We start from the raw sequence: 21253 nt of genomic DNA, 5'->3' as shown, positions 1-21253 counted from the left end.
AACACGAACCGCCCGCGTCGGTCCATTCGCGACAGAAACAATCGTAGCCTCCGTTCGCCGTCATGTCGACAAACTCGCGGCAATGGGTCCAGACCGCGAGCCCGCCAGACCCGCAGCAAAGAGCGGCCCCATTTGTGCGGACAGCAGGTGCGGTTCGGATGCAAGCGCGGGCGCTACGCACGCAATCATTCCGGAATCAAATCCATCCAGCACCGGTACCGCAATGCAAATGATGGCAACCGCGGTCTGGAATCGCGACATCTTGCAATCCTCGCCCGCGTCGCAATTCAACTGCCAGTGAATAGGGAATGGGGCAAGAAGACCATGGGACCGGGTTATATGCTTTGCCTTCGCAAATCATTCATAAAATGAACGATTTGTGCTTAACATTTGCCATTAACATCATATTTTCGAACAATTTACACAAGTGGGACAACCCTCCCATAGCGTTGCTTTCGGCTAGCAAAGCCATCTAATCTATTTATCGGACGAGCCCGCTTTCGCCAGGCCGAATCGCTTTCACAACCGGGAAAATAGTTAGCTGAGGGCTTAAACACCCGAGTGAGCGGATGAAAGTGCCCAATTGACACGCGTGTACGGCCTGATATCTCATGCGCTTATTCAACGACAAACGCGCAGCGCTGACGCCACGTCCAGCGTCGAAACGCAGGTCATAGGACTTCTTGCAATGGCAAAAATCATCGGCGGCCTAGCCGCTTCGCATACCCCGACAATCGGTTTCGCGTTCGACAAGAACAAGCGTGACGACCCCGTGTGGGCGCCGATCTTCGAAAACTTCGCGCCGCTGGCTGACTGGCTGGCAGAGAAGCGTCCGGATGTCGTTCTGGCGATCTACAACGACCACGTCACGTCGTTCTTTTTCGACCACTACTCGGCTTTCGCACTCGGCGTCGGGGAGCAGTGGCACGTCGCGGACGAAGGCGGCGGCGCGCGCGACCTCCCCGCTGTTCAGGGACATCCCGAGTTCGCCGCGCACATCGGCAAGTCGCTGATGACAGACGAATTCGACATGTCGTTCTTCCAGAACAAGCCGCTCGATCATGGCTGCTTCTCGCCACTTTCGATGCTCTGCCCTCACAAGCCTGAATGGCCGATCAAACTTGTGCCGCTTCAGATGGGTGTTCTGCAGTTGCCGGTGCCAAGCGCGCGGCGCTTCTACAAGCTTGGGCAAGCATTGCGTCGGGCAATCGAAAGCTATCCTGAAGATATCAAGGTCGCGATTCTGGCGACAGGCGGTCTGTCGCATCAGGTGCACGGCGAGCGCTCCGGGTTCAATAACACCGAATGGGATCAGCGTTTCCTCGATCTGTTCGAGCGCGACCCCGAGCAACTGGCGAACATGACCCTCGCCGAATATGCCGAACTGGGTGGCTACGAAGGTGCCGAAGTGATTATGTGGCTCACCATGCGTGGGGCGCTGTCGTCGAATGTCGTGTGCAAGCATCGCAGCTATTACCTGCCGTCCATGGCCGGCATCGCAACGGCCATCTACGAAGGCGAGGACAGTGAGTCCGGACCGGCGACCGTCGAGCGCCATCGTCAGAAGATGGAGACCGAACTGGCCGGTGTCGACAAGCTCACCGGCACCTACCCGTTTTCGATCGAGACGGCGGTGCGTGCCTATCGGATCAACGACTACTTGCATCGCATGGTCGAACCCGCTCATCGCGAAGCGTTCAAGCTCGACGAAGAGGCGAGCTTCGAGGCAGCGGGACTGTCGCAGCAGGAGCGAGACCTGATTCGCCGGCGTGACTGGCGTGGGCTGCTCCACTACGGCGTTATCTTCTTCATGCTCGAAAAGCTCGGTGCGGTGACGGGCGTGTCGAACCTGCACATCTACGCCGCAATGCGCGGCGAAACACTCGAAGATTTCCAGAAGACGCGTAACGCGCCTGGCGCGCTCTACTCCGTGGCCGGGAAAAGCGGTCAGAACGTCTCGTGGGACAAGTCGGCTCCGACGAAACCATAAGCCAACCAAAGTCGCCATAAGCCACCCCGACAACGACGAACCAACCACCGCGGTTGCCTGCGCAGCCCAACATCGCCAGAGACATAACGATGATTATCGACATTCACGGCCACTACACCACCGCACCGAAAGCATTGGAGACGTGGCGGAACCGCCAGATCGCAGCCATCAATAACCCGTCAGAGATGCCGAGTCCATCCGAATTACGGATCAGCGACGACGAGTTGCGCGACTCCATCGAAAGCAATCAGCTCCGGCTCATGCGAGAGCGTGGACTGGATCTGACCATCTTCAGCCCACGCGCCAGCTTTATGGCGCACCACATCGGCGACTTCGACATTTCGAACACGTGGGCGGCAATCTGCAACGAATTGTGCTTTCGCGTCAGCCAGCTTTTTCCTGACCATTTCACGCCGGCAGCGATGTTGCCGCAAAGCCCGGGCGTCGACATCAAGACCTGCATTCCCGAACTCGTGAAGTGCGTCGAGCAGTATGGGAATGTCGCCATCAACCTGAATCCCGATCCTTCCGGCGGTCATTGGACGAGCCCGCCCTTGTCCGACAAATATTGGTATCCGATCTACGAGAAGATGGTCGAATACGATATTCCCGCGATGATTCACGTGAGCACGAGTTGCAACGCGTGCTTTCACACGACCGGCGCGCACTATCTGAACGCCGACACGACCGCGTTCATGCAGTGCCTGACTTCGGATCTGTTCGTCGACTTTCCGACTCTGCGTTTTGTCATTCCCCATGGCGGCGGCGCTGCTCCCTATCACTGGGGACGTTTCCGCGGGCTTGCCCAGGAACTGAAGAAGCCTTTGCTCAAAGACCATCTGCTGAACAACGTCTTCTTCGATACGTGCGTCTATCACCAACCGGGCATCGATCTCCTGACCCGTGTCATACCGGTCGACAATGTCCTCTTCGCCAGCGAGATGATCGGCGCGGTTCGTGGGATCGACCCTGAAACAGGCCACTATTTCGACGATACGAGGCGCTATCTGGAAGCCGCGAATATCGACGCGGAAGCCCGGCACAAAATTTTCGAAGGCAACGCACGACGCGTTTATCCGCGTTTGGACGCGGCACTCAAGGCGAAGGGAGTTTGATCATGTACGAGATGGGAGTGGTATATCGCAATATCGAACGTGCCGACAAAGACGTCGCCAGCAAACTCGGCGCGCTAGGTTCAGCCACGGTTCATGAGGCGATGGGCCGGACTGGTCTGCTCAAACCATACATTCGCCCGATCTTTCCCCATGCGCAAGCATGCGGCACGGCCGTCACGGTCCTGCTGCATCCGGGCGACAACTGGATGATGCATGTCGTCGCTGAGCAGATTCAGCCTGGCGATATCGTCGTTGCAGCAATCACTGCGGAGTGCACCGACGGCTACTTCGGCGACCTGCTGGCGACGAGTTTCCAGGCACGGGGCGCGAGGGGACTCATCATCGACGCGGGCGTGCGCGATGCGAAGGTTCTGGAGGAGATGGGTTTCCCGGTATGGAGCAAGGCTATTTCTGCGAAGGGAACCATCAAGGCAACGATAGGCTCGGTCAACATTCCGGTCGTCTGCGCGGGCGCGCTCGTGGCCCCCGGTGACGTGATCGTGGCGGACTTCGACGGTGTCGTGGCCGTCCCGGCTGCCGCTGCCAATGCGGTGCTCGACAAAGCGGGCGCACGCGAGGCGAACGAGGCCGAGAAGCGCGCGAAGCTCGCCTCCGGCGTGCTGGGGCTCGACATGTACAACATGCGGGAGTCTCTGAAGCAGGCTGGCCTGCGCTACATCGACTAACCGGGACCAGCATGTCGTCAGAAAGCCAGAGCGTGCCGCTAACCATCGTCTCATCCATGGCCACACGCCATGTGTTGACGCAGCTTGCCGACGCCTATCAGCGGGAATCGGGGCAGACACTTTCTGTTCTGTCAGTTGGCGGCGTCGAAGCGGCTCGCCGCGTCAGGAATGGCGAGCACTTCGATATCGTCATTCTCGCGTCAGACGCCATCGGGAAGCTGATCGACGGTGGCCATGTCATCGCTGAAACCCGCACGGATGTCGCCCGCTCGCGCATAGCAGTCGCGGTCAGGTCTGGCGAGCCGCACCGTGACATCAGCTCGGAGGATGCGGTACGCGACGCGGTTCTACGCGCACGCAGCGTCGGCTATTCGACCGGCCCCAGCGGGACTCATGTCATCGGCCTGCTTGGACGGTGGGGCGTTGCCGGAGACCAGAACGGGCCGCGCATCGTCGAAGCCTCGCCCGGCGTACCGGTTGGCAGTCTGATAGCCGAGGGCAAAGTCGAAATCGGCTTTCAACAGCTCAGTGAGCTCATCCACCAACCCGGCATCGACGTGATCGGGATGCTTCCCGCCTCCATTCAGGCGGTTACTGTTTTTTCAGCCGCCATCTGCAACACGACGACCAGGCGAGAAGCGGCCATGGCGTTTCTCGAATTCCTGTCTTCTCCCGCTAACGATGCGGACAAGGTGAATCACGGAATGGAGCCCGTACAAGGTTGACGGCTTGCAAGCGCGCAATCTGAAAGGCGAGGACGAGCCCTTGCGAAGCCGCTGTACGTCCACGAACCATAGGCTGGTCTTCAAACGCAAGGAACGGAGCCGAACCGTCCTTGACGCGGCAGTCATGGGACTTGCCTCTTTTCCAGATATCGCTCGACAAAGCTGAGGATTGCCTTGGACCGGTAATCCTTTGCAAGCCGGCAAAGATAATCGGCGAACGGACGGAAGCGCTCGTCGAGTTCGGGCAGGCGGGTGGCGTGCTGGGCGATGGCCTGCATGTCACCGAGTCGCGCCAGACGATGCAGCGCTTCGATTTCCTCAGGCGGCGGCGCGATCAAAGTCCCGATGGAAGAATCGGCAGCAGGCGCTGCCGACTCACCTGGCCCTGCGACTTCCGCCCTGGAAGCCTCGTCGCTCCATTCGATATTCAGGAGAGCCGCGACCTTTGATAGCAGCTCATCGAAGTCGATCGGTTTGGACAGGAAGGCATTCGCACCGGCTGCCAGGCTTTGGGCAGCAGCGGCCCCCGAGGCGCCGGCGGAGACTGCGACGACGGGCAGATCCCGGAACTCTGGCATCTCGCGCAGGCGGCGTGTGGCTTCGAGCCCGTCCATGCCCGGCATGACAACGTCCATCAGGACGAGCGCCGGCCGCAGGGATTCGACTTTCTCGAGCGCTTCCACTCCGTTGCCCGCCTCCGCCATGGCAAATCCGAACTGGCTCAGCATATCGACCGCCACGGCGCGGTTTTCCGCCACGTCATCCACGACCAGGACCGTCTTGCGCGCTCCCTTATAGCCGCCTATCGTCCGCACCGGCGCGACGACAGCAGCATGAGGCACCGCCGCCGAGACGTTCAGTTCGAATGAGAAGGTGCTGCCGGCGCCGCGGCGGCTCAAGACTTGAATCTCGCTGCCCATCAAACGCAGGAGCTGCCGGCTGATGGCGAGGCCCAGCCCCGTGCCTCCCAACCGGTGGCGCGCGCCGCTCACCTGTTCGAAAGGCCTGAAGATTGCCTCCAGATGTGCTTCGTCAATACCGATGCCTGTGTCCTGCACCTCGAAACGCAGTCGTGCTGGCGGCAGGAAACCGACGCTCAGACGCACGCTTCCTTCTTCGGTAAATGTAATCGCATTGGAGAGCAGATTGAGCAGAACCTGGCGCAGCCGTTTTTCGTCGACGCGCACGCCCGCGGGCAGATCAGGGGCCATCTCGCAGGCGAAGGCCAGCCCCTTTTCCGTTGCCTTCACCCCGATCGCCTCGGCAATGAAAGAGATGAACCGGTCGAGCGGAACGTCGGAGAGGTTGAGCTCCATCTTCCCGGCCTCGATTTTGGCCATATCCAGGATGTCGTTGATGAGCGTAAGCAGGTGTTCGCCGCTGCGCTGGATCACCCGGAGCCCGTCGATCTGTCGTTGGTCGAGGCTCCTGTCGCGGCCAAGGATCTGCGCATAACCCAGAATCCCGTTCAACGGCGTGCGTAGCTCGTGGCTCATGTGCGCGAGAAAGTCGCTCTTGGCCTGGTTGGCCGCATCGGCGTGCTCCTTTGCGACGGCCAGTTCAGCTGTTCGTTCGAGGACCATCTCTTCGAGACGCTCGCGATAGCGCCGCAGCTCCTCGTCGGCACGCTTGTGCTCCGTAATGTCGCGGGAGATGCCGAGCAGGAACTGCGGCTCGCCCCGCGCATCTGGGATCGGGATCTTCATCGTGTGCACGAAGCGCACCCCGTGGCGCGTACGGACCGACTCCTCCGGCACGTCGACCATTTTCCGCGAATCCAGCACGGCACGATCCTTCAGCGCGAAGAACTCCGCTTCGTGCGCGGGAAACAGCTCGTGGACGGATCGGCCGATGAGTTCCTCGCGCCTGTAGCCGAGCAGTTGTTCCGCCGCCTTGTTAAAGCGCACGAAGTGCAGGGTCGCCGCTTCCTTGACGAAGATCATGTCCGGAATGTTTTCGATGATGCTGCTCAGGAAGCGCTCGCTTGCCCGCGCGGCCTCTTCGGCGTGCTGGCGCTCGACGATTTCCGCGGTCCTGCCCTCAAGCGCCCTGCTGAGTTCGGCCGTCCGCTCCGCGACGCGTGCCTCGAGTCCGGCGTTGAGCTCCTTTAGCGCGTCCTCGGCTTGCCGGCGCTGACGCCGGTCTTCAAGGAACTGCTCGACTGCCCGCGCCATGTCGGCAATCTCATCGTCCCCGTGCACCGGAAGGCTGGTCTGCGCGCTCTCCACGTCACCGTGCCGCAGCGTGTGGCTAACCCGGCGCAGCCGTGTCACGACATGACGACCGAGAAATACGCGGGCTATCAGCCAGCTAAGCAGCAGGCTCATCGCAACCTCCGCGCCCACCCATGCGCGCGTGCGATCCGAGCTTTCGGCGAGATTCTGAACCGCCTGGCGATAGTCGCGCGTCAAGTATTCCGATTGGAGGCGAGCCGCGACGGCCAGGGCGTCGGCCTGGCGGCGCAGATCATCGTCGAGGCTCGCGAGTGACGCGTCGGGTGCCGGCGCGGACGGGGCTGCGCCCCCGGCGCGCAGCGCGCTCTCGCGCACCTGCGCCTCGATGTTGACCGTATTACGAAAACGCTGGCTCGATCGATGCAGCGCCAACGCGTCGACGCCGGGGTCGTCGCTCGAGGTTGCGGAGGCAAGACCTTCCACCAGACGGTCGAACGATGACAACCGTTCGAGCACGTGCCGATGCGTCTCGCGCACGGCGTCGGCCGTGCGGTCACCCGACAACTGTAGCGCCAGGCGCTCGATCATCAGCGTGTGCTGCGCCAGATCCTGTGCGTCCTCCATGCGTGCCAGCCGATTGTCGGCCAATACGCGAAGCGCGTGCGCGGAGCCGGCCAGCGAGTAAAGCGTCGTGGCACCGACCGCGACCACCAGGGCGGCAAGACACGAGACCACGAGCGCGCACTGCGCTGTCAGCGAGTGTGGAAGGATGAGCTTCACGGGCGCTCCCAGATGCGGCGATAGATGTCGCGATAGCCGTCGGCGGGGTCGTAGAGCAAACGATCGCCGCCGTCCGCAGCCATGTTGCCTGCCGTCACGAGATGCACCGGAAACACGTAACCCGTGACGCTTTGCCCTGCGAAGAGTCTGTTCATTTCATCGACCAGTTGCCAGCCGTGCAGATTCAGGGGCTCAGCCACTGTGCCCGTCTGGAATGTGCGCGCCCGGATGCGCAGGAAGGCGGACTCGCTCCCGTCGCCGGCCGACAGCATCGCCATGGCGGTGTCCGGCAATCCCGCCTGGGTCAGTACGGGGGCGGCGTAGTCAAAGTAAATGTCGTTGATTGCCAACGCATGCGTCCAGCGTCTGCCATAACGCGCGAGCAAGCTGCGCGTTATGCCGGGCATGAGTTGCTGGCTGCGCGAGAGGGGAACGTCGCACACTTCGAGCAAGGTGCAGCCACTACACGCACGCACGGCGGCGGCCATTGCGTTCGCCTTGTCTTGCGCGATCCGGAAACCGCTGTCGGTGAAGATGACGACTCCTGCGCGTCCGCCGGACTGCGCGATGGCCGCCAGCGCGGTGACGCGCGCGACCTCGAGCGGATCCGTCGAGACGTTCATCGCCACAGGCGTGCCAGGCACCGCGCCGGCGCGGCCCGCGACGTGCCAGCCGACGATCGGAATGTTCTGCGCAGAAAAAGGCCGCAGCGCGGGCAGCAGGGCACGCACGTCGTCGCCGACGATAATCAGACCGTCCGGATGGCTGGCCAGCGCGTTGGCCAGCGTCGGCAGCCGCAGATCCGGCATGCCGCCAGCGTCGAATATCTTCGCGCTCCAGCCGATGACTTTGGCGGCCTCCAGCACGCCGTCGACCACACCGAGGATGCCGCCATTGCGCAAATCCAGGGCGACGACCGCGATGCGTTTCCCAGGCTGCGCGCGTGGTCCGTCACGTGGTCCGTTCCAGGGCGTAGCCGGTTGCGCCGCAGCATCGACGACACGCTTCGCCTCGTCCACATAGTTCCTCGCGGCAACCGAGGCTTCAGGCACGGGGGCAGGCAACAAACCCTGCGCCGCGACAACCGACGGCATGCACGCGCATGCCCACGCCAGAAGCAAGCCCCTCATGCTGTTCCCCACGGGCCCCGTCGATCGGGCGGCACTGAATATCTAGCCAGATACCCCGCAGAGGACCCTGCGAACACGATACTACATTCCGAAGGCCGCATGCCAGCGGGTAAGTGCTGAGGCAACTGACGGCAGCCTCAAGCACATACCCTCGCGCCCGGAGTTTCTGCGCCGATCCGGCCACTGCTCGCGAACCGTCGTAGCAGAGACGAATGCGGTTGAAGACCGACATGTCGGCTTCCCTGCATTCGTTGCGCAGTTGAACGGCAAGTGCGATTGGCACATCGCAACTGATCGAGCCGACGCAAATTCAGCCTATGTCATGTTGCGATACACGCCGGGGCTCCCCGACAACTGCGCCATCGGGTCTGTTGAAGTCCCAATCCCCTATACGTCACAACGTGACATATACCGGAAGGCGGGTTGCGCTGGCTCTCCTTGCGGCGTCTCACGGCGTCGCAGCGCTATCGCTGCTCCGCATGCGCCGATCGCGTTCTCCCATGCCTGGGATGACACGCCCAACTCACTGCCTGATACCTTCAGCCTGGATATGCAGCACCGTTTGCATCCTGAAGCCGTAAGTCTTGCCCAGGTCCACGCCGAAATCCGACCGGTCAAAAGTCGCCGTCGACTCCGTGCCGCACACTTCGCGCTTGAGCAACGGGTTCTGAAAGCACCTGAACGATTCGACCTTCAGGTTCAGCGGCTTCGTCACACCGTGCAGGTTCAACTCGCCGATCACTTCGACCGGAACATCGCCATTGAACTTCATCGACGTGCCCTTATAGACAGCGATGGGAAACTGATTGACATCGAAGAATTTCGGACCCTTCAATTCCGTATTCATCGCATCGTTGCCGGTATCCACCGAGGTCATGTCGATGGTCGCGTCCAGCGTGCCAGTTCTGGTCTCGCGATCGATCGTCACCGTGCCGCTGCTCTTTTTGAACTTGCCGCGCCAGATCGAGATGCCGCCAAAGTGATCCGCTTCAAAGCTGGGGTACGTGTGGGTCGGGTCCAGTTGGTACGTGGTTCCCGCAGACACCGCGCTGAACGATGCGCCTGCTGCCAGAGCGGCGATCGCCGCCGCCAGAAGTTGCTTCCTCATCATGATTCTCCTCGTTGGTCTGAGTGGCTTTGCTGCTCGTTTCCTGGCTTCGACAAGATGAAACCTGAAAAACACTTCGTCTGCGACGACATCGAACGGTCGCGTGCTATTTAGAACAGGTGGCGAATCCCCACCAACGCACCGGTTTGATCCACCCCTGGCAATGGCGTCGAAGCAGGCGGAATCACGCCACCGTCAATCGAGAAATTCGCCTTGCGCTCGTTGAATACGTGCCCTGCGGTGACATACACCGAGGTGGTCTTGGACAGGAAGTACATCACGCGTGCCGCGATCACAGAGCCCCCCGCATCGTGACTGCCGACCGTGATGCGGCCGAATTGCGCGTCAAGACCAATCGTTGGAATCGGCAGATAGGATCCACCGATCCACCAGTAGTTGCTGGTCGCGTCGGAAATGGTCGGTGTCTGCGCTCCGTGATTGATCCGGTGCTGGAATCCCGCGCCGAAAGTTGCGTTGCCGAACTTCACGTAGCCATCGATGAGAGCGCGTGTATCGGTCTGCGAACTAAGTGGCAGCGCTGAACCCGTGCCACCCCCACCGTAGTTGCGATCGAACGCCGCCGCCGCGCCCCACCTCCCCGCGTCGTATTTCAACATGGCGGATATGGACTTGCAGGCCCGCCAGTCGGTCGGCGATTGGCCAGCGCACCCTCCGGCCGGCGCACTGTCCACCGCGTCGCGTCCGAACGAATAGGACGCGGCCGCCGTCAGCCCCGCTGACGTGAAGGTATAGGTAATCGAATTATCCGCCCGCGGCTGGGTCAGGTAGGGATCCAGATCGGCGGCGGCATAGATGTTCGGAGCCAGCGTGTCGCCCGTCAATGTCGCCCAGAAGATTTGCGAGTATTGCCGCCCGACGGTGAGCTTCCCCCACTGCCCCGAGAGCCCGACGTAGGCCTGCCTGCCAAAAAGACGCCCGCCCTGATTCAGCGAACCCGTTCCCGGCGCAAAGCCCGACTCCAGCACAAAGACCGCACTCAGACCGCCACCGAGATCCTCCTTGCCGCGCAGGCCCCACAATGAGGGTAGAGAAGCCGTGAGAGACGGCACGTGCACAGAGCTGGATTTTTGGGAACCGATGTTCGTCACATACTCCACGCCCGTATCGATGACCCCATACAGGGTGACAGAGCTTTGCGCATGCGATACACCCGGCGCACATGCCGCAAGCGACGAAAACGTCCACAAAAATAGCCGGCGCCATGAATGATCACCTCTGGCCCGATTCAAGCGTGCACTCATTTGTTCGTCTCCAATGTTGTCGAAATCACGAGGCGACAGCACACCTGTGCCGTTGCGCGTCGAGCTTGCAGCGTACGGGCCGACCGAATATCGATTCGATTCAGCCCGGTTCGGTCAGCGGTGGCTGATTGAACCGAATGCGTTATTCAGGTTGTCATGTCCGACCACCCTCGCCGCGAGATCATCGGCGGCCTGCGGGAGCCGGTCGCCGCGCCACGCGACATGCATGTCGGGCCGAACCAGAACGAGGTCGCGCTCATAGACGGCGCGAAGCGCGCAATCCTGGGCCACGAGCACATCGAGTGGCGCGCCGAGCACTTTGAACGCGGTGAGAAGCGGGCCCGCATCGTGTCCACCCGCAACGTCGATCAACGTGTAGCGGTCCGGCCGCAGCCGATCCTGGATGGCGCTTCCATCGCGAAGCCACATATGGGGAAGCCGCGCGCCCGGCCAGGTCGTGGGAACATAGGCACGCAGATCGTGCTGCGGGCCGCCCGGCACATTGTCGATAATGGGCGAATCCACATACCGATAGCCCAGCTCCGCGCCGATCATTTCGTTCGACTTGCGCTGCTGCACGTTCGCCACCTCGACAAGGTGGGCGCGAGCAGCCGAACCTGCAGGTGTGTCGTCTCCGATCTCAGGACGCACCTCCGCCAGCCACGCACGGTACCCAAGCGACGCATAGCGCGATGCGCCGACGACCCGCTCGCCAATCTGGCGCCGTTCGGCTTCGTAGGAGGCCAGCAAGCCTGGTCCGCCCCACCCTTGCAGCGTGGCAGCCAGTTTCCAGGCCAGATCGGTGGCGTCGCCAACGCCGGTGTTCATGCCGAGGCCGCCCGTGGGAATCACGAGATGCACTGCATCGCCGGCGAGGAACACGCGCCCCTCTCCATAGCGTTCGGCCAGCAACAGGTTCTGCCGCCATTCCGCGCAATACAACATCTCATAGGGCAGCGCAACGTCGACGATCCGCTCGAACATCCGCCGCATCTCATCATCGCTCTCGACGGCGGAGTGGACCGTCCAGTGCCGCGTCGAGTCCTGCATGATCATGAAGGTAGGCGGTCCGCCCACCACCAGATAGTGCCGCCCCCGGCTCGGCCCGTTGCTTATCGGCAGCCGCTCGTAGAGTTGCTCGCAATAAAACAGGCCCTGCCTCAGCCGTGCAATGTCGCCTTCGCCCGCGAGGCGAATGCCCAGTTGCTTACGTACGCGGCTCGCGCCACCGTCGCAGCCCACGAGATAGGCGCCCTTCAATGTTCGTCTCACGCCGTCGACATCATTGAGCATCACTAAAACACCATCGTCCTGCCCGGTGAATTCCATAAACGTCGTGCTGCGCATCACCGTGACCGTCGGCGATTGTTCGGCCACCTCCAGAAGGAGTGGCTCCAGTGTGTACTGGGAGATGAGCTGATACGGCTCGAGTGGCAGGCCACCGTCACGGCACTCGCGCGTGAGTGTGCGCGCTTGCGCCACCGAGGGATAGGGCAGGCGCAGGATCGGCGGCTCCGTCATGGAGCGGATGATCTGGACGTCCATGGGGACGTCGTCTGGCATGCCGGCGGCCCGGATACGATCCGCAAGTCCCAGCCGCCGAAATATCTCCATTGTCCGTGCGTTGCAACGCTCCATTTTCGGCAGAAACTGGGGCTCCGCCTTTTGCTCGACGAGCACACACGCTATGCCACGCCTGCCGAGGTCGATCGCAAGCGTCAGCCCTACCGGCCCAGCCCCAACAATGATGACTTGCGTTTCCAAAATCCGATCTCCGTTTTCTTTCCGCGCCTACCAACGCAGCTTCAGGGCCGTGTTGCAACTTGACTCCCTCTCGGCCTATCAGGAATTTCCTTTCCTCGCGCATTCATTTTTTGAATTAGCATGGCGCGGAATATCTCGTTAATATTCTTCTTTTATTTTGTATTGCTAACAAACAAGACGAATCAAATGACACCATGAACCAAGTGCAACCAACCTGGGCACGTTGCGATCAGTTACACCGAAGTCCGCTAAAGCGCTGGCCGCACAACAATTTTGCTGGTGACCGACTTGACGCCTGCTACCTTGCCGGCGGCCTCCGTTGCAATGCGCTCCTGGTCCTGGCTTTCGATAAATCCGCCCAGAATCACCTCACCTGTTCGCGAATTCGCAAAAACCGCGATATCCGCACCTTCGAGGCCCTTCGTCCTGTTCAACGCAAGGTGCACGTTCCGCGCAAACAAGTGGTTTGCGGCGCGCTCCGCTTTCTTCGAAACGCCGGACTGCGACGCGTCACCAGTCACTGCTGCGCCGTTTTGCGCGATCGCACCGGATGCCGGTTCCTGAGCAGGCGCAATCGTCGAGAGCCATCCCACCAGCGCACACAACGTCGTTTTATATTTCATTCTCATAAACCCACCATGGTGTCTCAAGGATTAAGTTCGTTCGACTCGTGCAGCCGACTATCTTCCAGCGCGTGCGACCATCTCCTACGGCGTACACGTCCCTTCATCGTGACTTCAGCGTCGACTGCTAACGGCAAAGACTGCATACCGCATGAATCGCCTCCAACCCGCTAGCACTCGACACAATCGGACCGGTTTCTCCCCACGGCACGGCCAAGAAAAACAAGCATCAGGCATGAAGCCAGTGCAGGCACCGCAGCCGCGACAAACAACGCGGTATTCGACCATTGGAGCCTGATCAGTTGTCCCGCCAGGACAGGACCGACGATGGAACCCGCGCGGCCGATCCCCAGACTCCATCCGACTCCGGTCGCTCGCAGCGAGGTGGGATAGTGCGTCGCGGTCAACGCATTGATGGCTGGTTGCCCACCCACAATGCAGATTCCACTTATCAGCACAACGGCATAGCGCAACCCCGTTGATAGATCCGGAAGACCCACGGACGATATCGAACACGTCGCCACCAGAAAGCTGAATGCCAGGACGCGATAGAAGCCGAAGCGATCCATCAGCGGGCCCAGCAATAGCGCACCCGCCATACCGCCAACCTGCAACGATGTACCGATGAGCACAGCCGTCGACACGCCGTGACCGACTCGCAATGAAAGCATCGGAAGCCAGTTGGACAGGAAAAACAGATCGAGCAGGTTTGCGAAGTTGATACCCCATAGCAACAGCGTAGTCGTACTACGGCCATGGCGAAACAGCTCGCGAAACGAGGCCTTCGCCTGGGGCTGCCCATGAACGGCAAAGCGGGTCCCCTGCCCGACATGGACGTTCGGTGCGATTCGCCCAAGCCACCGAGCGACCCTTTCCGGGCTGCGCTGTCTGGCCACCAGAAACTGGAGCGACTCCGGCAGATACCTGACCATCGAGACGGCAATGATCAGCGGCAATATGCCCCCAACGAGGAACACCGACCTCCAGCCCATCGACGGCAGCATGGTTGCGCAGAGAAGCCCTCCAGCAATTGCTCCACCCGTGAAACCGCACGAGACCCATGCCATCAGCGACGCCCGATGTTTCCGCGGACTGTATTCGCTGACCAGCGCGACCGCGTTACCCACCACGCCACCGATTCCGAAGCCGGTCAGGAAACGAAGGACAAGAAATTCCGGCACGCTCTGAACCAGGGTGGTGGCGAGCATGCATAGCCCGTAGAAAATGGTCGCGCCGATGAGCACCGGCCGGCGCCCCACCCGGTCAGCCATGGCGCCGAAAACGATGGAGCCCGCGAGCATGCCCAGCAGGCCGGCGCCGAAAATGGGACCGAGCTCGGCCGGATCGATGCCCCACGCACGGACAATCGCAGGTGCGACAAACCCCATGATCTGCACGTCGAACCCGTCCATCACCACCGAGCCGCCGATCATGACCATGATCCATTTCTGGAAGGTGCTCAGCGGCTGGCTGTCGATCAGCGCGGCAATGTCGACGGTCGAAGCAGGCGTCTCTTCTACTCGGTGCACAATATCGGGGGTCAATCTTTCACCTCGCTCCGTGTGAGCATCAAATCACCCGCTGATGGGTCGTTTCTGCCTTCACAACATGGCCGCCGCGCGCCACGGATCTTCGCCCGTTTTCAGCGAACCCGGCGCAACACCGTTCTAGAACGGGTAAGCCGGAAGGTCCGCGCGGCTCGTTACCCACTGCCATTCCGTGAACTGGTCCGCATTGGTCAACGTGCTGTAGTTCTGTCCATTGCCCGACAGCCCCAGACCGCCCATCGGCCCAAACACCTCGTGCATGATCGTCTGGTCGTTGATGTGGACGATGCCGGCGTGCAGCCGATCCGCGATTCGCTGGGCTCGACGCAGATCGGCAGATGCCACGGCCGCGACCAGGCCATAGCGGGTCTGATTGGCGAGCGCTACCGCTTCATCGTCGTTCCTGAAGACGGTCACTGCGGCGACGGGGCCGAATATCTCTTCCTCAAACACGGGCATTCCCGGCGCGACGTCTACCATGACGGTCGGTCTGAAAAACAACCCGTTGCGCGTCCCACCGGCGAGGATCTTTGCCCCCTTGCTTACCGAGTCCGCGACGATGCGATCGACGTTCGCAGCCTGCCGTTCATTGACGATGGGACCTAAGTGGACATTGCCCTTGAAGGGATCGCCAACCAATAGCGCTTCGGTTTTCCGCACGAGGCTTTCAATGTAGGCCTCGGCAACGCGCTCATGAACAAGATGCCGGCCCACAGCCATGCAGACCTGCCCTTGATGCAAATAGGATCCCCATGCCCCGGCGCTCGCCGCGGCCTCGACATCGACGTCATCCAGCACGATGTAGGGATTCTTGCCGCCGAGTTCGAGGTTCGCCCGCTTGAGCAGGCCGCCCGCTACGGCGCCGATCGCCTGTCCCACTCGCGTGGATCCCGTGAAGCTGATCATGTTGACAAGCGGATCCCGGACCAGGGCGTCGCCCGTTTCCGCACCACCTGGAAGGACATGCAATAAGCCCTCGGGCAACCCCGCAGCCTCGAACAGCCGCGCATACAGGACCCCACCGCTGACTGAAGATTGAGGATCGGGCTTGAGCAGCACCGCGTTGCCGGTCGCAAGCGCCGGCGCGATGGCACGTGCCGCCAGGATGAACGGCGAATTCCATGGTGTGATGACGCCGACCACGCCGAGGGGAATTCTGCGCGCGATGCTATGCCGCCCCTTCACGTCGCTCGCCGTAATCATGCCCGATGGCTGGCTGCTCAACGCAGCAGCCTCGAGAATCTCCCGGATCGCCATCTGCACTTCCATCTGCCCTTTCTGCCGTATCGACCCGGTCTCGCGAACAATCTGAAGGGCGATCTCCTCGCGATGAACCTGCAGCAAGCGGACGACCTCCCGCAAAATATCCCCACGCTGAGGACCGGGTCTTGCGGCCCAGGCAGATTGCGCGTCTTTGGCGATCGCGGCGGCAGCGGACACGTCGGCGGCGGAGGCGCAGCCGATCGAGCCCAGCTCCGTGCCAGTCGCTTTCTCCGTCACCGGGATCGTACCCGCGCTTCCGGTTTTCCAGCCGCCGCTGTAAATCTTGTCGCGCCACACATCTGCCGGCGCCAGGTCTGTCACTGACATACTGTTTCTCCTGTTTTCCGAATCATTCAAGACCGAACAGACGTCGTGCGTTTTCCCGTCCAATCTTCACACGGTCAGTTTCGCTGATCGAGCACGTGTCGAACCACGTGGATGCTTCATCATGCGTTTCGAACGGATAGTCGACCGAATACATGATCCGGTCACTGCCCATTTCCAGCATCGTGGACAACAGAGTCTGGGTTCTGAAATTCCCGCTCGTCGTGACGTACACGTTCTCCCTGAGATATTCGCCGACGCTGCGCTTGCAGGGCACGCCTCGCGGCGCCTTCTGGAGAATGTGGTCGACGCGCCAGACGTTGAAGGGAATGCCTTCACCCAGATGGCCGAGAATCATCTGCAACCCGGGATTGCGGTCGAACAAACCTGACGTCATCAACCTCAGTGCGTGAATACTCGTTTCAACCGCGAACGCCCAGGTCGCAGCGGTCAGCCACGGAAACCCGTCGTAGATCGGTTCACGGGACGGCAACGGATCGCGGGGATGCATGTAGAAAGGCTTGCCGAGCGCCGCTGCGCTCGCCCAGAAATCGGTGTACTGCGGGGCGTCGTAGTAGACGACATTATCCTCATCGCGCACCTGGGAAAAGCCATTCACCATGAAGCCGTGAAATCCCAGATCCTTCACGGTTCGTTCGAGCTCACGCGCCGCTGCTTCGGGGTCCTGCATCGGCAACGCGGCGAACCCGCCCAGGCGAGTGGGATGCCGGGAAACATGTTCGGCGAGAACATCATTGGCCCGCCGCGCGACATCGATCGCCTGTTTGGCGTCCGGGATGCCCTGGGTGCCCGGCGAGTTGAGCGACAGGATCGAATACTCTGTTCCGCCCGCCTCCATCCGTTCGAGTCTCTGCTGCTCGATGTCCATCAGGTTCGACTTCAGAATGTCCCAAAGGTGAGGCGGGGCATAACCTTGCGACTGCCCGATGGTGAGGTCTATCGCAAAGTGCTCTTCAAGTGCAATCTTGTTTCTCATCAATCCGCTCCGGTTCGACGTGTGAAGCCTCGCTTACGTCAGAAGGGGGCTGACCATCCAAGGTCGCCCGGTTAAAATTTATATGATTTTTCAACTATATTTGCGTTGGAGTATAGTTGAAAAATCAAATACGAACACGCACGTAAACCCTCGGCCCAAGACGATCATGAAGACACTCAAGCGACAGCAAGAACTCGAACAGGCAGTTCCCTTCCTGCTGACACGTGCTGTGAGCAGGATGGGAAACGCGTTCGCGAAGGCACTGAAACCGTTTGACCTGAACCTCAGCGAGTGGCGAGTCTGTCTCTCGTTGCTTTACGTGCCGCACCAGACCGTATCGGAACTGTCGCTGCATGCGACATCGGATATTTCCGCCCTGTCGCGGATCATCGATCGTCTTGAAAGTCAGGAGCTGGTCAAGCGTGAGAGGAGTGCGACGGATGGCCGATCAATCAGGATTGCCCTGACAAAGAAGGGGGAGGATCTTGCTTCGCGCATCATTCCCGTCGGCAAGCAACATGAGTCGGTTCTCCTCTCCGGTTTCACGGCAAACGACGTTCAGGCGCTTCGCTCCATGCTGCTCAAGTTGTATGAGAATGCGGGGGCGCTTGACGACCTGCCTTAGCGGGCGGGCAAGCGGCGCCTGACGATCGCGTCGCAGCGTTGCCTCGAAACGTTCGTGAGACTGGCTACATCATTTCTCTACCGACCATCAGCATGCTCATCGAAAACTTGCTGAGGGTATAGGCCACATTGAGACAGACCAGAAAGAACTGGCAGAGCGGATCAACGACCCGCATGGCCTCCTCTTCACAGCACACTGGGGCAAGGGCACCACCGCGCCGCGCGACGGCGAGCTTTCTGTCGTTCATATTGGTCCTCACATCATCGCGGACCGCGCCATTGCGATGGAACCAGATGACACTACGCGGCGTCACGGAAACGCCGGAATCGTCGGGTCCGTTCCCTGGATGTCGGCCTCGGCGTGATGCAGCTTGATCACTTCCTCGATTTCTTCGACGCGATCTTTCACGACATCGACCATCATCAGCAGTTCGCCTTTTTCTATAGCCTGTTCAAAGCGATTGAGCCGCGTATTCGGTACATCGACACCGATCATCGTCGCCGCCCATGCACCGAAGCCGGCGCCGCATAGCGTGATCGCCACGACCGCGCCGCCTGCAATCGTCAGGCCGGCCGGCGGGAACGCCAGTGCGGCAAGTCCAGCCAGCGTCCCCGTGAGACCGCCCATTGCCACCCCTCTCGCGAGAGCAGGCAACAGATCGCTGCGTTGCGCCAGCGTGGCTTCTGGCAAATCCTTGAGCGGCACAGTGTGATTGGCGATCACATGGATATGTCGCCACTCGACCCGCAATAGCAGAAGTTCGTTAGTAATCGTGTGCGCGCTATGCACATTCGGCAATAGAAAATAGATACGTCTCATGTCCTTCTCCCGAACCGTGGTCCACCAGTCCCGAAGCATCGGGAGGGTGCCTTGTTCATACCGGAACTCGAGTGAAGTTATTCCCGAAGGACTGGCGTGTTGGCAGCCGAACGGGAATAAATCACGCGTATTGGCGGTTTGCTTCGGGTTCAATGACCAGAGGCTCGCTGCATTCAGAGCAGGCGCAACCACTTTGACGCGAGCGACGGGAATAAATCCGGCTTTGAGATGATCTTTCCGTTTGCGGCCGCGCAATTTGCATTGCCGATTGATCTGGCAAGCGAGGCTCAGCCCGTCACATTATTCTGAAAAGTGAGATCTTTCATGTCCCGCGCCAACAATGACACTTACACACGCTTTGCCATCGTCACGCACTGGTCCATTGCGCTCCTGATCCTGTTGAACCTGCCGATCGGACTCTACATGGATACATTCCCGCATAACTCACCTCGCTTCAACGGCATCCTGTTCTATCACGCATCGATCGGCAGCCTGATCTTCATGCTGATGGCACCACGCCTGCTGTGGCGCGTTATGCATACACCGCCGACACTCCCGTCCAGCATCGCGAAGTGGCAAGCGTATTGCGCAAGCGTGTTGCACGGGACGCTGTACGTACTGCTGTTCCTGGTGCCGCTTGCGGGTTACGTGCACCGACTAGCGGGCGCACATCCGGTAAGTTTCTTTGGTTTGGTGAACATGCCTGTCTTCATTGGCCGGGACGAACCTTTGCGCTTGCTGACTGACACGCTTCACCGCGGGTTGGTGCTGACGCTTGCGCTCCTGCTGATTGCGCATATCGCCGCCGCCTTGAAACACAAGTTCATCGACCGCGACGGCGTTGCTGGACGCATGGGAATTTGACCTATAGGAATGCCGCGGGAGGCGTCCCCTCCCGGCAACCTTCGAAATTTGCATCAACGCAGGCAATGGCGGGTCATCGAATTCACGGATGAGCCGGGTTCCTCGACCACCGTGAGGTCGCCGGCGAGACCCCGTCGCGACTCGCATGGAACCTTCCTGGCGTTCCTCCCATCGCCGTCCATCGGCATGTCCTCCAGCCCCCCGGCATCTGCAACCTTTGGCAACTTTGGGAATAAACGGCGCCCGCTCCCTGTATACCGTAGTGTGAGCACGCTCATGACGACTGCCGCGTCTCGATCCTCTCATATTGAAGCGGGCAGCAACTCTCAATCACTTACATTGGAGTCCAAAGTGAATAAGCGAACCATGATTTTCACCCTGATTCTCGCCTCCGGAATGGGCATTGCGATCAACGCGCAGGCTCAGGAAAAGACCCGAGCGGACGTGCGTGCCGATCTCATCAGGCTCGAACAGGCTGGATACAACCCTTCGGCTACCGATGACGCCACCTATCCTGCCGATATCCAGGCCGCGGAGGCCAAAGTAGCCACCCAGGACGCTGAACAGCAAACCGCCATGCCCCAGCAACAAACAAGCGACAGTGGCATGGGCGCCGAAATGAAGGGTATGAGCGATGCCGGTCACAAAAAACAGGATACGCATCCCTCGAATCCGTCGACCTGTGTCGGACCCGTCAGTTTCTGCAATCTCTTTTTCGGCTCGTGAACCGCACGCCACTGTGCTTCGCCAGAAGTGGTTTTATGCGCGCCCAGTGCCAACTTCTCGTGTGCCGTGTCAGCATGCCTGGCATGGCACGACGAGAAGAACTTGCAGAAGGACAAGAGTACGAAAAGCTCTGTCAGGTTGGCGAGGTGGTTGCGCAAGCCGGGTGGCATCGCATCACCAGGCTCATGCAGGATTCGCCCGATTTCCGAGCGAGCGGTGCGCTCTATCGGCTACTGCGTCATCAACGCGACAGTAGAGACACGCTCAAACGACGGCCATCCAGGCGCGTGGCCGGCGCAGGGACCATTCAATAGAATTTCGTCATCGGACGCGGCGCCGCTGGCGGAAAGACATTCCACGTACCGTCGATGTGCCGGAAGAACAAGAAGGAAACCCGCCGCTCCTGCCGCGACACCTCGACGCGCACGAAGCGCGTGCCGCCGATCGCCAGTCGACTGAAGTCGCTCACTCGGGCAGGTGCGGCCGGCGTCGGTCTAAGCCATTTCTCCACCACCGAACGAAGCGACTGCTGCGCGAATCTCACACGCTCCGGTGCGGAAATCACTGTAATTGGGCTCATTTGGCTTGCCTCCGTACCGACAGATCATCCCCTTCCCCCTGGTACGTGAAATGTCCGGGGAACACTTCGCCGAACTCACATACGGCAGGCCAAGGTTCAAAGATCGGCGTTCCATCAACAATCGAACCTGGTGTTGTTCGATTCACCGCTT

At 60.6% G+C, this 21253-nt stretch carries 19 protein-coding genes; 7 read left to right on the top strand and 12 right to left on the bottom strand.

What is annotated here, in order from left to right:
• Positions 1–688: 688 nt before the first annotated feature.
• The 4 genes from DSC91_RS32880 (at position 689) to DSC91_RS32865 (ending at position 4516) form a co-directional block, all read left to right on the top strand.
• Positions 689–1990 (top strand): gallate dioxygenase, encoded by a 1302-nt coding sequence (locus tag DSC91_RS32880; RefSeq protein ID WP_115782675.1) that lies wholly within the window; start codon positions 689–691, stop codon positions 1988–1990.
• An 89-nt stretch (positions 1991–2079) separates the two neighbouring features.
• A complete protein-coding gene (locus tag DSC91_RS32875; protein ID WP_115782674.1) occupies positions 2080–3105 on the top strand; it encodes an amidohydrolase family protein in 1026 nt (341 codons plus the stop codon).
• A gap of 2 nt (positions 3106–3107) precedes the next feature.
• The gene (gene ligK, locus DSC91_RS32870) at positions 3108–3791 is read left to right on the top strand and encodes a 4-carboxy-4-hydroxy-2-oxoadipate aldolase/oxaloacetate decarboxylase (RefSeq protein ID WP_115782673.1); all 684 of its coding nucleotides are present in this window, start codon (positions 3108–3110) and stop codon (positions 3789–3791) included.
• An 11-nt stretch (positions 3792–3802) separates the two neighbouring features.
• Entirely contained in the window at positions 3803–4516 is a 714-nt protein-coding gene (locus DSC91_RS32865) for a substrate-binding domain-containing protein (RefSeq protein ID WP_115782672.1), read from the top strand.
• Between the two features lie 122 nt (positions 4517–4638).
• Here DSC91_RS32865 and DSC91_RS32860 read toward each other — a convergent pair whose 3' ends face one another.
• The 9 genes from DSC91_RS32860 to DSC91_RS32820 form a co-directional block, all read right to left on the bottom strand.
• A complete protein-coding gene (locus DSC91_RS32860) occupies positions 4639–7470 on the bottom strand; it encodes an ATP-binding protein (RefSeq protein ID WP_115782671.1) in 2832 nt (943 codons plus the stop codon).
• Positions 7467–8600 (bottom strand): substrate-binding domain-containing protein, encoded by a 1134-nt coding sequence (locus DSC91_RS32855; protein WP_115782670.1) that lies wholly within the window; start codon positions 8598–8600, stop codon positions 7467–7469. The genes DSC91_RS32860 and DSC91_RS32855 overlap by 4 nt, the downstream gene beginning before the upstream one ends.
• A 523-nt stretch (positions 8601–9123) precedes the next feature.
• Complete coding sequence (locus tag DSC91_RS32850; protein ID WP_115783593.1) at positions 9124–9708, bottom strand: YceI family protein; 585 nt, start codon at positions 9706–9708, stop codon at positions 9124–9126.
• Between the two features lie 110 nt (positions 9709–9818).
• Positions 9819–10970, bottom strand: coding sequence for a porin (locus DSC91_RS32845; protein WP_115782669.1), 1152 nt, complete (start codon positions 10968–10970; stop codon positions 9819–9821).
• A gap of 114 nt (positions 10971–11084) precedes the next feature.
• Positions 11085–12734, bottom strand: coding sequence for an FAD-dependent monooxygenase (locus tag DSC91_RS32840; RefSeq protein ID WP_115782668.1), 1650 nt, complete (start codon positions 12732–12734; stop codon positions 11085–11087).
• A gap of 248 nt (positions 12735–12982) precedes the next feature.
• Positions 12983–13357, bottom strand: coding sequence for a BON domain-containing protein (locus tag DSC91_RS32835; RefSeq protein ID WP_162831490.1), 375 nt, complete (start codon positions 13355–13357; stop codon positions 12983–12985).
• 170 nt (positions 13358–13527) lie between these two features.
• Entirely contained in the window at positions 13528–14901 is a 1374-nt protein-coding gene (locus DSC91_RS32830) for an MFS transporter (RefSeq protein WP_229758111.1), read from the bottom strand.
• A gap of 123 nt (positions 14902–15024) precedes the next feature.
• Positions 15025–16557, bottom strand: a complete 1533-nt coding sequence (locus DSC91_RS32825) for an aldehyde dehydrogenase family protein (RefSeq protein WP_244218030.1) — start codon at positions 16555–16557, stop codon at positions 15025–15027.
• Complete coding sequence (locus DSC91_RS32820) at positions 16517–17488, bottom strand: amidohydrolase family protein (protein ID WP_115782665.1); 972 nt, start codon at positions 17486–17488, stop codon at positions 16517–16519. Before DSC91_RS32820 ends, DSC91_RS32825 begins: the two co-directional genes overlap by 41 nt.
• Positions 17489–17654: 166 nt before the next feature.
• Here DSC91_RS32820 and DSC91_RS32815 point away from each other — a divergent pair, with 166 nt between their 5' ends.
• Positions 17655–18113 (top strand): MarR family winged helix-turn-helix transcriptional regulator, encoded by a 459-nt coding sequence (locus DSC91_RS32815; protein WP_115782664.1) that lies wholly within the window; start codon positions 17655–17657, stop codon positions 18111–18113.
• A 64-nt stretch (positions 18114–18177) separates the two neighbouring features.
• On the opposite strand, the gene DSC91_RS32810 is transcribed toward DSC91_RS32815, so the two are convergent.
• Positions 18178–18360: a hypothetical protein gene (locus DSC91_RS32810; protein WP_115782663.1), complete on the bottom strand. Its 183-nt coding sequence runs from the start codon at positions 18358–18360 to the stop codon at positions 18178–18180.
• A gap of 62 nt (positions 18361–18422) precedes the next feature.
• The gene (locus tag DSC91_RS32805) at positions 18423–18932 is read right to left on the bottom strand and encodes a DUF1269 domain-containing protein (protein WP_115782662.1); all 510 of its coding nucleotides are present in this window, start codon (positions 18930–18932) and stop codon (positions 18423–18425) included.
• A gap of 324 nt (positions 18933–19256) precedes the next feature.
• Here DSC91_RS32805 and DSC91_RS32800 point away from each other — a divergent pair, with 324 nt between their 5' ends.
• Both DSC91_RS32800 and DSC91_RS32795 read left to right on the top strand, forming a co-directional pair.
• Positions 19257–19796 (top strand): cytochrome b, encoded by a 540-nt coding sequence (locus tag DSC91_RS32800; protein WP_115782661.1) that lies wholly within the window; start codon positions 19257–19259, stop codon positions 19794–19796.
• Between the two features lie 396 nt (positions 19797–20192).
• Positions 20193–20522 carry a DUF4148 domain-containing protein gene (locus DSC91_RS32795; RefSeq protein WP_373291820.1) on the top strand — a complete coding sequence of 110 codons (330 nt, stop codon included), beginning with the start codon at positions 20193–20195 and terminating at the stop codon, positions 20520–20522.
• A 307-nt stretch (positions 20523–20829) separates the two neighbouring features.
• Here DSC91_RS32795 and DSC91_RS32790 read toward each other — a convergent pair whose 3' ends face one another.
• Entirely contained in the window at positions 20830–21102 is a 273-nt protein-coding gene (locus DSC91_RS32790) for a hypothetical protein (protein ID WP_373291813.1), read from the bottom strand.
• Between the last annotated feature and the right edge of the window lie 151 nt (positions 21103–21253).

This window comes from Paraburkholderia caffeinilytica (assembly GCF_003368325.1).
GTDB classification, from domain to species: Bacteria; Pseudomonadota; Gammaproteobacteria; order Burkholderiales; family Burkholderiaceae; genus Paraburkholderia; species Paraburkholderia caffeinilytica.
Note: the sequence above shows the minus strand (reverse complement) of the source record. Positions and strands in the feature narration are given on the sequence as shown.

Coding starts and splice junctions, on each gene's coding strand:
- DSC91_RS32880 (WP_115782675.1), top strand. CDS start 689: ATGGCAAAAATCATCGGCGGCCTAGCCGCTTCGCATACCCCGACAATC.
- DSC91_RS32875 (WP_115782674.1), top strand. CDS start 2,080: ATGATTATCGACATTCACGGCCACTACACCACCGCACCGAAAGCATTG.
- ligK (WP_115782673.1), top strand. CDS start 3,108: ATGTACGAGATGGGAGTGGTATATCGCAATATCGAACGTGCCGACAAA.
- DSC91_RS32865 (WP_115782672.1), top strand. CDS start 3,803: ATGTCGTCAGAAAGCCAGAGCGTGCCGCTAACCATCGTCTCATCCATG.
- DSC91_RS32855 (WP_115782670.1), bottom strand. CDS start 8,600: ATGAGGGGCTTGCTTCTGGCGTGGGCATGCGCGTGCATGCCGTCGGTT.
- DSC91_RS32850 (WP_115783593.1), bottom strand. CDS start 9,708: ATGAGGAAGCAACTTCTGGCGGCGGCGATCGCCGCTCTGGCAGCAGGC.
- DSC91_RS32845 (WP_115782669.1), bottom strand. CDS start 10,970: ATGAGTGCACGCTTGAATCGGGCCAGAGGTGATCATTCATGGCGCCGG.
- DSC91_RS32835 (WP_162831490.1), bottom strand. CDS start 13,357: ATGAAATATAAAACGACGTTGTGTGCGCTGGTGGGATGGCTCTCGACG.
- DSC91_RS32820 (WP_115782665.1), bottom strand. CDS start 17,488: ATGAGAAACAAGATTGCACTTGAAGAGCACTTTGCGATAGACCTCACC.
- DSC91_RS32815 (WP_115782664.1), top strand. CDS start 17,655: ATGAAGACACTCAAGCGACAGCAAGAACTCGAACAGGCAGTTCCCTTC.
- DSC91_RS32810 (WP_115782663.1), bottom strand. CDS start 18,360: ATGAACGACAGAAAGCTCGCCGTCGCGCGGCGCGGTGGTGCCCTTGCC.
- DSC91_RS32805 (WP_115782662.1), bottom strand. CDS start 18,932: ATGAGACGTATCTATTTTCTATTGCCGAATGTGCATAGCGCGCACACG.
- DSC91_RS32800 (WP_115782661.1), top strand. CDS start 19,257: ATGTCCCGCGCCAACAATGACACTTACACACGCTTTGCCATCGTCACG.
- DSC91_RS32795 (WP_373291820.1), top strand. CDS start 20,193: ATGGGCATTGCGATCAACGCGCAGGCTCAGGAAAAGACCCGAGCGGAC.
- DSC91_RS32790 (WP_373291813.1), bottom strand. CDS start 21,102: ATGAGCCCAATTACAGTGATTTCCGCACCGGAGCGTGTGAGATTCGCG.